Source organism: Campylobacter sp. 2352 PW (genome assembly GCF_024723575.1).
Lineage (GTDB): Bacteria > Campylobacterota > Campylobacteria > Campylobacterales > Campylobacteraceae > Campylobacter_D.
This window is the reverse complement of record NZ_JANQCX010000004.1, coordinates 136,377-149,963: the sequence shown is the minus strand read 5'-3', so window position 1 is coordinate 149,963 and position 13,587 is coordinate 136,377. Positions and strand designations below refer to the sequence as shown.

Here is a 13,587-nt window from a genome sequence, read left to right as displayed (position 1 = left end):
AGGCAGGGTACAACATCAATATATCTTATAAGGCATGACAGTAGGTGTTTTTATTATTAAGTATAATATTTTGTGATTTATTTGAAGAAAATTTAGGGATATAAGCATAGCCACTAATGGGATGTATAATAATGCATATATGCTCATTTTGATTATTAGATAATCTTATAATACAATCATTATTAAAAGAAGCAAGTTTATCATAAGCACGTGTAGCATTTTTTAAAGGCGTATATAAACGACCATAATCATCAAAAACTAAACGCGTACTTCCTTTACAAGCACCTTCAAATAAAACTTTAGATATACCATAAGTTTTTTCTATATTGTATTTTAAATTTGCTTTGAAATCATTTTGATTTATCACTCCACTTTGACCTGAGTTCATTAATATATCTGGATTGATAAGATCAACAGCTATTTCTCTGTCTTTATTGATCATATTTTTACCTATGTTTGCATTGCCATCGCCGTTTTTATCTAAAAAAATGGTATAGGTTTGTTCATTATTAGTGGCAGATTTTGAGCGTATAAAATACAGCTGCCATTTAGCCTTAAACCACTCTCGTTTAGCAATATTAAATTCTTTAACTCTAAAATCATTTTGCATTAAAGCTAAATGTCTTGTGTATTTAATATCATTTAAAACTTGCTCAGCTCCCAAACGCAAATAATCAGGTTTATAATAAACATAAGCCATAGAAAATAATAAGGATAATACTATACAAACAAAAACTAGTTCTATTAAAGTAAAAGCTTGTTTCATTTTATAGAATAATATACTTTATGCTTACCTAAACTAACATAGATTTTACTAGCTTTTTTACTAGAATGAAGCTCTAGTTTACCCTTAGAAATACCATAAAATTTAAGTCTTAAGGCTAGTTCTTTATCTTGCATAGCAATATGCATGAGGTTGTGTTGTTTTAAATTTAGAGCTAATTCTTTAGCTATGTGATAATCATAGGCAAAATGTTTTTTAGGATCTTTTAATAAATAATAAAAACTTTGATTAAAAACAATACCAAGATAAAAAAATAATAAAAATATCAAAGAACATTCTATAAAAATTTTATGTTTTAGGCGTAATTGTGGCATTCTTGAGCGATAAGAAGACATTAAATAGCGAATCAACAAAGGCGTACAAACCACACAAAAAGGTAAAAAATCTTCTAAAAAAAGTCTTTGTCTTATAGAAAAAATTAAACAAAAAACAAAAGTACTTGCACTAATAAACCATAAAAGTGGCTTATCATCTTGTAAAAGAATTCTGTAAACAACATAAAAAAAATAAAGAAAAATCAAAGGCGAAAAACAAGCTGCAAAAATACCCAAAGTATCCAAAAAATACCCCTTAGGCTTTCCACTTGCATCAAATCCATAAACACTCATTGCGATAGCAAATAAAATCAAAGAACATATAATAAGTAATTTATCTTTTTTATAAATAGCAAAAAAGAAAAAAGATAAGTATAAAATTGCAAAATTTCCATCTACAAAAAGAACTAAAACTAGTAAAACATAAAATAAAAATATTTTCTTATATTCAAATAATACTAAAATTAAAAGTGTAAAAAATATCACAATACTTGATTCATTGATAAGTAAAGCGCTAGCTACACTACCAGGGAGCAATATAAAAAGCACCACAGAAATAAAAGCATCAAAAGAAGTTTTGGTGTATTTTAAAGCTAAAATGTATAATAAAATACAACTTAAAGAATGCAATAAAACAAAAGGAAGTCTTAATCCAAAGTCATTTTGACCAAAAAGAGTGGTGCCTAATCTAGCGATCATAGCAATTAAGCTATGATCATAAAAATAAATTTGTGCTTCGTTGTAGCTTATAGATAAAGTGCTTATGCCATACAATAAAGCACAAAAATCAAAAAATAAAACGGCTAGCAAATACCTTTTCATTTTTGATTAGTCAAGTTTTACAGGTCCATTACTTGCATGAGATTGTAAAAATCTTAAAATTCTATCTTTTTCTGCATCAGTAATTTTTGCAAAACCTTGCATAGCAGATAAGTATGCATCCCATTCTTCCATTAAATGTTCTTTTGGTTTATGCGCTGCGTGACAACTTGTACAAGTATCATAATAAGTTAATTCTATCTCATCCCAGGCAAGAATTTCTTGATCGGTTAAATCTTTACTTTTAACTAAAAATTCCATTTCATTACTTGCATTTTTAGCATTTAAAGTAAGCAAAAGATAAATTCCATCTTTAGTATAAGCAAGGCTTTTTGGATTTGTCTCCACAACCTCGCCTTTAACTTTAATCAAAGAATATTCACCCTCTTCTTTTATAAGCTCTACTTTAGAGCCTTCATAAATTTGCCCTACCACTTTTTTACTAGCACTATCTAAAAGATCTACTTTTTCATTAAAAATAAACATATCTTTAGCAAATAAAGCACTAGCTAAAAAAGTCAATACTAATATAATCTTCTTCATTATTAAGCTCCTATAATTTCTGGTGGTGTAGTTGAGTTATAAGGTTTTATAACTTCTTTTAGCTTTTTAATACCCACTAGACAAGTATTAACACTAGTTGCTTGAGCCATAGTTGAAGTTGGTCTTGAACTTGTTAAAACATTTACATGACCTGCATTGCATCTTGGCTTACTATCGCTTACATCTTCAGGATCATACCAAGCACCCTCTTGGATACTAATAACCCCTTCCATAATATTATCTGTTACAAAAGCCCCTGCTAAAAGCGATCCACGATCATTATATACTTCTACAACTTCTCCGTGTGTAATACCAAGTTTTTTAGCATCATTTGTATTAATCATCACAGGCTCTCTACCTTGAATTTTATACAAATCTCTCACCCAAGTATTATCAAGCTGAGAATGCACTCTATATCTTGGATGCGGGCTTAACAAATGGAAAGGATATTTTTTAACTAATTTTTCATTACCTAACCACTCAGCTGGTTCAAACCAAGTTGGATGTGCTTTAAAATCTTCTAAATTATATTTTTCAAATTTTGGTGAATAAATTTGAATTTTTCCACTTTCTGTTGCAAGTTTATTTGCCACAGGATCAGCTCTAAATTCAGAGTGTCTTACGAAATTATAAGCTTCTTTTGGAGCTTCAAAATGAATAAATCCTTGTTTCCAAAAATCAGCAAATTCCATATAATAAGGACAATCACTTCTGCCATAAAAACCTTCAAGCCACTGCTCTTTTGTTTTATTTCCGGTGAATTTTTTATGCTCTCTTTCACCTATTCTTTTTGCTAATTCTTCAAAAATATCATAATCATTTCTACTTTCAAAATAAGGCTCAATTACTTTTTTCATAGCATAAACATAATCTTGAGAATAAGAACCACCAAAACTAATATCATCTCTTTCTAAAGTTGTAGTTGAAGGCAATACAATATCAGCCATTTTTGCCATAGGAGTCCACCAAGGTTCATGTACAATTAGCGTATCAAGGGTTCTTAAAGCTTTAATAAGCTCATTTGTATCTGGATGATGACCCAATACAGAAGCACCTACTACATACATAAGTTTGATTTTTGGATAGGTAATTTCTTTACCTTTAAACTTAACTGTTTTGCCTGGATTTAATATTGCTTCTGAAATTCTACTTGCAGGGATATTAGTATCAAGATTATTTTTACCTTGCGGTAAACCTACTGGTAATCTTACACCTGAAAATGCTTGTCCGCCACCTGAATAGTGCATTGAAAAACCAAATCCACCACCAGGTAAACCCACTTGACCTATCATAGAAGCTAAAACCATTAAAGTCCAATCAGCTTGTTCGCCATGGTGCGCTCTTTGCATAGCCCAGTTACCTGCTAAGAAAGTTCTATTTTTCACAAAAGTATCTGCTAATGCGGTAATAACTTTTTCTTCAACACCGGTAATATTTGCAGCCCAAGCTGGAGTTTTATCAATACCATCAGTTTTTCCAAGTAAATAAGGTAAGAATTTGTCAAAACCATCAGTATATTTTTCAATGAATTTTTTATCGTATTTTCCACTTTTGTATAAATAATTCATCATACCAAGCATTAAAGCTACATCGGTATTTGGACGAATTTTAATCCACTGAGCATTTAAAATCTCTGCTGTTTGAGTGTATTGAGGATCAATAGTAATAAATTTGATATTTGATTTGCTGTATTTTTTATAATACTCATCATTACCACGATTTGCAACTTTAAAGTCAATTTGGTTACATTTATAAAGATCAGCTCCCCATAAAACATAAACTTGGGTATTTTCTAAAATAACCTCATGAGAAGTTTGTAAAGAATAAACTTCTAAATCCCCTACTATGCTAGCATTAACCTTACCAGCAGCTCCATTGCTATACTCTCCATCAGTGCCGATGTGACCACCTAAAGCTGTATTAAAAAATCTTCCTGCTACTGAGTTACAATTGTGCAATAAACCTACATGCCCCCAAGCACCATAACTTGCATTAAATAAATTTTCAATAGGAGTTTCTTTTAATTTTTGCAATACAAGCTCTAAAGCTTTTTCCCAACTTACTCTCACAAAAGGCTCTTTACCTCTTAATTTAGGTCTTTTTTTACCTTCTAAAAAACTTTTTCTAACACAAGGATACTTTACCCTAGTATCTGAATAAGTTCTATCAATGATAGCATCAGTGATAATAGAAGGATGTTTGTCAGATTGTTGTGGCGTAACTTTTACAAGTTTTCCCTCTGAATTTACTTCAGCCCAAAAAGCACCAAAGTGAGTTGCGTGAGGAATTTTTTTAGTATCATAAAATTTAGTTCCCTCACTTGCAGCTATTAAAGGATTAACCGAAGCAATCGCTGAAGTAGCAGCAAGTCCTTTTAGAAATTTTCTTCTTGTTAAACTCATAAGACATCCTTTCTTAACAAAATAAAGTCAATATATATTATAGCATTTGTATTTGATTTAAAGCTAAATTTTAATACTCCAAAAAAAGTCAATCCACTCTTTAGCCTCTTTTATATAAAACTCAGGGATTAATAATGCTGAAGGTTTATAAAAAACACTTGCCACTTTGAGTTCTAAATGAGGATATTTGTCCATTAAAACTCTTTTGATTTCTATCATAGTTTCACCACTATCTATAATATCATCTATCAAAAGAACTTTTTTGTATGAACTAAGATCAGGGATATTAAAAATTTTAATCGTATCTAGTTTTTGAGTGTCTTCATAGTGAATAGAATTTAAAGAAAACAAGTTTCTATTACCCATACCTTCTGCTAAAAAATGACCCAAAGTCATACCACCTCTTGCAATGGCAAGTAACACATCAGGATTAAATTCTTCCTTAATTTTGCGGGTAAAAGGGATAATTTCTTTTTGAAATTCTTCATAAGCATAATAATACATAATCACTTCCTATAAAAATTGTAATAAAAATACTAGCAATGAAATCACACTTAATACAATAATACCAAGATTAATTTTATCAAATTCTTTTTGCATGATACGCATAAATAAATACGCAATAAATCCAAAAGCAAAACCTGTAGTAATAGAGTAAGTCAGTGGCATCATGATGATAATAAAAAACGCACTTACTGCTATAGCTTTATCTTTAAAATTAATATTTGCAACTTCCATAAACATTAAAACACCAACAAGCACCAAAATAGGATAAATAGAATTTGCAGGAATGGCTTTAAATACTGGCAGTAAAAATAAAGTAAAAACAAAACATATAGCAGTAACTAAAGCTGTAAGTCCTGTCCTACCTCCTGCTTCTACCCCTGCTGAGCTTTCCACAAAAGCAGTTACAGTAGAAGTTCCAACAACCGCCCCCATAGCCGAACTTGCCGCATCAGCGCCCAAGGTTTTACCTAATTTTTTCTCACCTTGCTTTGGATCATCAAAGATTTTTCCTCTTGAGCCTACACCTGTGATTGTACCCACACTATCAAAAAGCTGAGTAACAAAAAAAGTAAGTACTATAGGAATCATACTAAGCTCTAAAACTCCTTTAATATCAAGCTTACCAAATATAGTACTTAAACCATTATCTCCACTAATAACTGGTAAAGATAAAAGTTGCTCAGGAAATTTAGCTCCATCAATACCAAAAATCCAAGCACACAAAGCACTTACAAAAACAGCTAAAATAAACGCAGCTTTAATCCTCCAAGCCCAAAAAACAAAAACCAAAAACAAGCCAAACAATCCAAAAAGCACTTTAGTGCTTGAAAAATCGCCCAAACCTACTAAGGTTGCTTCGCTTTTGGTGATAATCCCCATTTGCACAAGTCCCATAAAGGCTATAAAGGTTCCAATACCTGCTGATATGGCTTTTCTTAAATCATTTGGTATGCTTTTTATCACCCAAATTCTAAAATTAGTAAAAGATAATAAAGTAAAAACAATACCCGATAAAAACACAGCTCCCAAAGCACTTTGCCAAGGAATTTGATAGGTATTACACACGCTAAAAGTAAAATACGCATTTAGCCCCATACCCACACTCATAGCCACAGGAGTATTAGAGAAAAAAGCACTAAAAGTAGTAGCTATAATAGTTACTAAAGCAGTTGCAACAATTAAAGCTTCTAGTGGCATACCTGAATTACTCATAATATTTGCATTAACTGGTATAATATAAATCATTGCTAAAAAAGTAGCAATACCTGCATAAATTTCAGTTTTTACATCACTATTATGTTCTTTAAGTTTAAAAAAATCCATTTTTATCCTTAATAAGTTTTTAATTCATTATACAAACTATCTCGTTCTATTGCTATATAGCCTGAGCTTTGAATCATTTCTATAAAAGTTTTTAAACTCAAGCCATTTGAACTTTTTGCCCCACCTGCACTTTGTATGCTTTCTTTTTCTATAGTACCATCTAAATCATTTGCACCAAAATCTTGAGCAACCATAGCTAAATTTATACCCATGGTTGCCCAATAAGCTTTAATATTTTTAATATTATCAAGCACTATCCTCGCAATAGCTAAGGTTTTTAAAATTTCTACTGAGCCAAGTGGTTTTTTACCTGTAATAAAACTATTATCTTGTTGCCAAACCAAAGGAATAAAAGCATTAAAACCACCGGTTTGATCTTGAAGATTTCTCAATCTTATCATATGATTAATTCTATTTTCTCTACTTTCTATATGCCCAAAAAGCATTGTGGCGTTACTTTGCCTGCCTTTTTCATGCCAAAGTTTATGAATTTTTAACCAATTTTCACTACCTACTTTACCATGACAAATTTTTTTTCTAACTTCCTCATCAAAAATTTCAGCCCCACCACCTGGCATAGAATCAACGCCGTATTCAAGCATTTTTTCTATCACTTCTTCATAGCTCATATTAAAAGCCCTGCTTAAAAAATCAATCTCAGCAGCAGTTAAGGCTTTAATATGTAAAAATGGATATTTTTCTTTAATCATTTTAAAAATTTCCAAATACCACTGCCATGAAGTGTTTTTATTATGTGCTGAAACGATATGAATTTCTTTTGTATCTCTTAAAACTGTTTCATCGACTATTTTCATTATCTCTTCGTGCGACATAGTATAAGGATTAGGATTTTTCCTATGTGCTGAAAAAGCACAAAATTTGCAAGTATCTGCACATATATTTGTAGGATTAATATGGCGATTGATATTAAAATAAACCTTTTTACCATGCAAATTAGTTCGAATTCTTTGTGCGTATTTGCCTAAAGTAAAAAGCTCTAAATCCCAAAGCTTGTTAGCTTCTTCTTCATTTAATCTTTCTTGATTTTCTAGTTTTTCTATAATTGTTTGCATATTCTTACCATTTTTTAAATTTAAATTACAATTATAATTTTAACTTACTTAAAATTTAATACAAAGTATTTTTGGTATGATACTAGTAAAATTAAATAAGGATTATTATCAAGCTATGGATATACAAAAAATTCAAAAATTAAAAAATTCTTTAAAAGATTATGAAGCTTATTGTTCTAGACTTTTTTTAAAACAAGGCTCGTTTAGTTTTTACCATTCTAAAGAAATTGATCGTTTTATAGAAGATGTTTACGAGCTTGTTTTGAATGATTTTTTTGATGATTATTTTCCGCATAATGATAAATTCCCTTTTTGTATTATCGCTATTAAACAATATGCTAAAATGAATTTAAGTATAAAAGAAAATGTTGATTTATTACTTATTTATAAAGATATAAAAGCTTATAATATCAAGCCTTTAATGAAAGCATTTATTACTTCATTAAATGATATTAATTTAAATATCAATTATCAAATTTGTGAAATAAATGGACTTTATAATATTGCTAAAAATGAACTAAAACAAAATATTTTACAATATCGTTATATTTGCGGATCTAAAATTTTATTCAAACAAATCAAAGAAAAAATTTCTCAAGCTCAAGATGAATTAAAAGAAGAATTTGCTTTAAAAATCTTACAAGAATTTAACCCTTATCATCAACCTTTAATCAAGCAAGAATTTGATATTAATAAAAATTTTGGTGGTTTAGATGAGCAGCTTGATATAGAAAATTTAAGTATATTATTTAAAGATTCTCCTAAAAATTATATGCTTAATTTTATCAACGAAAAAGAATTAAGCGAATTTAAACTTGCAAGTGATTTTTTATTTTCACTTAAATGTGCAATGAATCTTTTAGAAGGTAAAAACACTAATTTATTTTTAATACAAAATTCACAAGAACTTGCTAACTTAATGCAAAAAAAAGAAAAGAAAAATTTAGATCTTAAATCCATACTTATTCAAAAAGCTATGCAATGTATGCAAACTTGTGGAATTTATACGCAATTTTTAGCAAGGTGCATCCAAGAAAAACACTATAAAGATAATGAACTTTATGAAACACAAGATAGCTTTTTTACTTATTCTAACAAAAGTGAAAACCTAAACTTGATATTAAATCAACTTTTAAAATTAGATGATAAAGATTATAATTTTGATATCAAACTCATTTTTGCATTAAAAAGAGCAGAAAACAAAGATGAAAATTTAGAATTATTCAAGAAAATTTTAGAAAGAAAGCATTCTTTTGCTCTTTTAAAACTTCTTGCTGATGCTAATATTTTAAAAGATTTTTGCAAACCTCTTACTCAAAGCAAATTCTTACTTGAAGAAGAAGGTGTTTATAGCGCATTAGATAGAGCATTACTTTGCTTAAAATACTTTGAAGAAAAAGATTATAGCTTTGATGAAAATACACTTTTAATAATAAAACTCACCATACTTTTAAGTGCTATTCATGAAGAAAATGAAATTTCTTTAGCAAATATTTACAGAGCTTATGTAGGAAAATTCCAAGTTGATAATGAGCTTTTAGATTTTGGCTTAAGATTATATAAAAATTTTAATGCTTTTAAAGACATTATAGAAAAAGAAGATATTTATAATTCTACTATTGTTTTAAATTTTATTTCCAAATTAAATGATATAAATACCTTAAAAACCTTACATCTTTTATCTTTTTGCAATGCTAAGGCTTTGGGTATAGAAAATCATTTTTATTATAAAAGTTTAGAAAGATTATTTCAAAATGCATTAGAAGGCTTTGAGGATGAGAATTTAATTGATGAGAGCCAAAGAAGAGTAAAAAAAGAACAAACCCTAAAAAGAAGTAAGGCTTTTTTAGATCTTGATGAACAAACTCAAAATAATATTACTCATATTAAATCCAATTTATTTTTTATAAAAAATAGTTTTGAAAAAATCATTAAAATAACGCAAATTACACAAAAAGAAAATTTTACTTTTTGGCTTGATAATCAAGATAATTTTACCCTAGAGCTTATAATGAATAGAAAAAACAATCTTGAAAATATACTCAATACTTTAAGTTCTTTAAATTTAATCTTTATGAGTTTCTTTGAATTATTTGATGAAAAAGTTTATTTGAAATTTGAATATTCAGATATAGTAAGCGATACTCAAAAACAAAGTTTAGAAAATTTACTAAATTCTAAATTACATTTAAAAGTACAAAAAAAGGCAAAAAAACCAAACATTAAAAAAGATGAATTAAAATTAGATATGAATTATTCCAAAAGCTATGCCAAAATAACCTTAAACACAAAAGATCAAAAAGGTTTAATGGCTTATGTGATGGATGTGCTTGCAAGATATGATATTATCTTAAGCGCAGCAAAAATTCAAACCATAAAAGAAAGAACACGAAATGTTTTGATTTTGCATAAAAATGAAAGTTTGCAAGATCATAAAGATCAAATTCTTAAATCACTAATAAGCGAGTAAAAGATGTGTGGAATAGTAGGATATATAGGAACCAAAGAAAAGAAAAAAATCATATTAGAAGGCTTAAAAGAGCTTGAGTATAGAGGTTATGATAGCGCTGGCATAGCAGTAATGAAAGATGGAGAGTTAGACTTTTTTAAAGCGGTTGGAAAATTAGAAAATTTAGCTAATAAAACTGCTAATTTTAATAGTGATGGCTTTGGACTTGCTATAGGTCATACGCGTTGGGCAACTCATGGAAAACCAACTGAAATAAATGCTCATCCACATTTAGGACAATACTCTTGCGTAATACATAATGGAATCATAGAAAACTACCAAGAATTAAAAACAAAACTCACACAAGAAGGTATTAATTTTCTAAGTCAAACTGACACTGAAGTTATTGTACATTTATTTGAATACTATACAAGTAATTTAGAACCATTTGAAGCTTTCAAAAAGACTATAGCTGAATTAAAAGGTGCTTTTGCAATCTTGCTTGTAAGTAAAAAAGATCCGAATACAATTTATTTTGCTAAAAATGCAGTGCCACTCATCATCGGAAAAAATGGCGATGAAAATGAATATTATTTTGCATCAAGTGATGCACCATTAGTTTCTTTAGTGGATAAAGTAGCCTATCTTGAAGATGGGGATTATGGATATGTAAATTTAAACGAATGCAAAATTTGCCATGATCAAGCTTGCATACAACCTGCTTTTGTAGCTTTAAGTCAAGATAAAAGTTATGCTCAAAAAGATGGTTATAGATTTTTTATGGAAAAAGAAATTTATGAGCAAAGTAGAGTTTTAGGCGAAGTTTTAATGGGACGCTTACAAGGTGAGCAGATTGTTTTTGAAGATATAGATGAAACTCTTTTACAAAACATAGATGAAATCACACTTTGTGCTTGCGGCACAAGCTATCATGCAGCATTAAGCGGGGCTTATTTGCTTGAAAGGCTTGCAAAGATTAAAACTAAAGTTGAAGTAGCAAGTGAATTTAGATACAGAGAAGCCATTATAGGCAAAAATACTCTTTTTATAGTAATTTCTCAAAGCGGTGAAACGGCTGATACACTTGAAGCTTTAAAAATAGCAAAAGCACAAGGAGTTAAAACTTTAGCAATATGTAATGTGGATAATTCTAATATCGTGCGTTTAGCTGATATATCATTACTTACTAGAGCGGGCATTGAAAAAGGTGTGGCTTCAACTAAAGCTTTTGCTACTCAAGTGGCAACTTTATGGATGCTTGCAATCTATCTTGCACAAAAAGCAAATTTAGATATGAGTAAAGAAATCAAAGCTCTAAGAAGCTTGCCAAGTATAGTTAAAGTTGAACAAAACTTGCATGAAAAAGTACACAGAATTTCAAAAAGATACCTGCATGGCCACGGCTTTTTCTTTATAGGAAGAGATGTATTTTATCCATTAGCTTTAGAAGGGGCTTTAAAATTAAAAGAAATTTCATACTTACACGCTGAAGGCTATCCAGCAGGTGAAATGAAACATGGGCCTATTGCTCTAGCAGATAGCGAGCTTTTTACCGTTGCACTAATGCCGCAAAATTGCCTTTATGAAAAAACCAAATCAAATGTAGAAGAATTAGCTGCAAGGGATTCTACTCTACTTGCTATTTCTCCACTTGATTTTGATTTAAGCGATGATTTTATAAGAACTTCAAAACAAGAACACTATATGTGTGAATTTTTTGAAATGATGGTGATCTTACAGCTTCTTGCTTTAGAAGTTTCTATAAGACTTGGTAATGATGTAGATATGCCAAGAAATTTAGCAAAAAGTGTTACCGTAGAATAAATATTTTGTGTAGTTTTGAAAAAACTACACTTTTTTAAAAAATTTTATAAATACTTCTTAAATTATAAGCAAACTTTAGGGTTTATTTGGTTTAAATATCATATCTTATTTTATTACAAGGAAAAGCCATGGAATATAGAATCGAACACGATACTATGGGAGAGATTAAAGTTCCTAATGATAAATATTGGGGTGCACAAACTGAAAGAAGTTTTGAAAATTTTAAAATTGGTTGTGAAAAAATGCCAAAAGTTTTAATTTATGCTTTTGCAAATCTTAAAAAATCTTTGGCTTTAGTTAATAACAAACTTGGCAAATTAGACGATGCTAAAAAAGATGCTATTGTGCAAGCTTGCGATGAAATCGTAGCAGGAAAATTTGACGATAATTTCCCACTAGCAATATGGCAAACAGGTTCAGGCACTCAAAGTAATATGAATATGAACGAAGTTATAGCAAATCGTGCTACTGAAATTATGGGTGGTGATTTTAGAAAAGAAAAACTTGTTCATCCAAATGATCATGTAAATATGAGCCAAAGCTCAAACGATACCTTTCCAACTGCTATGAGCATAGTTTCAGTAGAACAAGTAGAAAAAAAACTTATCCCTGCTTTAGATGAGCTTATTGCGACTTTTGAAAAGAAAGTAAAAGAATTTGAAGGGATTATTAAAATAGGAAGAACTCACCTTCAAGATGCTACACCACTTACCCTAGCTCAAGAATTTAGTGGATACCTTTCTATGTTACTTCACTCAAAAGAGCAAATCATCGCTTCTTTACCTACATTAAGAGAGCTTGCAATAGGTGGGACAGCTGTTGGCACAGGATTAAATGCTCATCCAGAACTTAGTGAAAAAGTAAGCGAGGAATTAAGCAAGCTTTTAGGCACTAAATTTGTTTCAAGTCCAAATAAATTCCATGCACTAACAAGCCATGATGCAATTAATTTTACCCATGGAGCTATGAAAGGCTTAGCTGCAAATTTAATGAAAATAGCAAATGATATTAGATGGCTAGCAAGTGGCCCTAGATGTGGTCTTGGAGAGTTAAACATACCTGAGAATGAACCAGGAAGTTCCATCATGCCAGGCAAGGTTAATCCTACTCAGTGTGAAGCCTTAACTATGGTTGCAGTACAAGTTATGGGAAATGATGCAGCTATTGGTTTTGCAGCAAGCCAAGGAAATTTCGAACTTAATGTTTTTAAACCTGTGATTATTTATAATTTTTTACAAAGCCTTGATTTATTAGCTGATGCTATGCATTCATTTAATATCCACTGTGCTGTTGGCATAGAGCCAAATAAAGAAAAAATAGATCATAATTTACATAATTCTTTAATGCTAGTGACTGCATTAAACCCACACATTGGCTATGAAAACGCAGCTAAAGTAGCTAAAAATGCTCACAAAAAAGGTATTTCTTTAAAAGAAAGTGCTATGGAGCTTGGCTTGGTAAGTGAAGAAGACTTTGCTAAATTTGTAGATCCTACAAAAATGATAGGACCAAAAAAATAATCAAAAGACTAGGAATAATCCTAGTCTTT

General features: G+C 29.9%; 10 protein-coding genes. 3 read left to right on the top strand and 7 right to left on the bottom strand.

Annotation, left to right across the window (positions count from 1 at the left end; genetic code table 11):
• Positions 1–25: 25 nt before the first annotated feature.
• From CAMP5121_RS03655 to mqnE, 7 genes are all read right to left on the bottom strand, one after another.
• A complete protein-coding gene (locus CAMP5121_RS03655; RefSeq protein WP_337214811.1) occupies positions 26–766 on the bottom strand; it encodes a pilus assembly FimT family protein in 741 nt (246 codons plus the stop codon).
• The gene (locus tag CAMP5121_RS03650; protein ID WP_337214810.1) at positions 763–1,920 is read right to left on the bottom strand and encodes a hypothetical protein; all 1,158 of its coding nucleotides are present in this window, start codon (positions 1,918–1,920) and stop codon (positions 763–765) included. Before CAMP5121_RS03650 ends, CAMP5121_RS03655 begins: the two co-directional genes overlap by 4 nt.
• Before the next feature lie 6 nt (positions 1,921–1,926).
• Positions 1,927–2,460 (bottom strand): hypothetical protein, encoded by a 534-nt coding sequence (locus tag CAMP5121_RS03645; protein WP_149062121.1) that lies wholly within the window; start codon positions 2,458–2,460, stop codon positions 1,927–1,929.
• Between the two features lie 2 nt (positions 2,461–2,462).
• Positions 2,463–4,862 (bottom strand): molybdopterin guanine dinucleotide-containing S/N-oxide reductase, encoded by a 2,400-nt coding sequence (locus CAMP5121_RS03640; RefSeq protein WP_337214809.1) that lies wholly within the window; start codon positions 4,860–4,862, stop codon positions 2,463–2,465.
• A gap of 63 nt (positions 4,863–4,925) precedes the next feature.
• Entirely contained in the window at positions 4,926–5,366 is a 441-nt protein-coding gene (locus tag CAMP5121_RS03635) for a phosphoribosyltransferase (RefSeq protein WP_337214808.1), read from the bottom strand.
• Between the two features lie 9 nt (positions 5,367–5,375).
• A complete protein-coding gene (locus CAMP5121_RS03630) occupies positions 5,376–6,692 on the bottom strand; it encodes an NCS2 family permease (protein WP_337214807.1) in 1,317 nt (438 codons plus the stop codon).
• Between the two features lie 8 nt (positions 6,693–6,700).
• Complete coding sequence (gene mqnE, locus CAMP5121_RS03625) at positions 6,701–7,765, bottom strand: aminofutalosine synthase MqnE (RefSeq protein WP_214114896.1); 1,065 nt, start codon at positions 7,763–7,765, stop codon at positions 6,701–6,703.
• 115 nt (positions 7,766–7,880) lie between these two features.
• Here mqnE and CAMP5121_RS03620 point away from each other — a divergent pair, with 115 nt between their 5' ends.
• From CAMP5121_RS03620 to fumC, 3 genes are all read left to right on the top strand, one after another.
• Positions 7,881–10,235 (top strand): nucleotidyltransferase, encoded by a 2,355-nt coding sequence (locus tag CAMP5121_RS03620; protein WP_337214813.1) that lies wholly within the window; start codon positions 7,881–7,883, stop codon positions 10,233–10,235.
• Positions 10,236–10,238: 3 nt separating this feature from the next.
• Positions 10,239–12,038: a glutamine--fructose-6-phosphate transaminase (isomerizing) gene (gene glmS, locus CAMP5121_RS03615; protein WP_337214806.1), complete on the top strand. Its 1,800-nt coding sequence runs from the start codon at positions 10,239–10,241 to the stop codon at positions 12,036–12,038.
• A 128-nt stretch (positions 12,039–12,166) separates the two neighbouring features.
• Positions 12,167–13,558 carry a class II fumarate hydratase gene (gene fumC / locus CAMP5121_RS03610; protein WP_139453887.1) on the top strand — a complete coding sequence of 464 codons (1,392 nt, stop codon included), beginning with the start codon at positions 12,167–12,169 and terminating at the stop codon, positions 13,556–13,558.
• Positions 13,559–13,587: the final 29 nt, after the last annotated feature.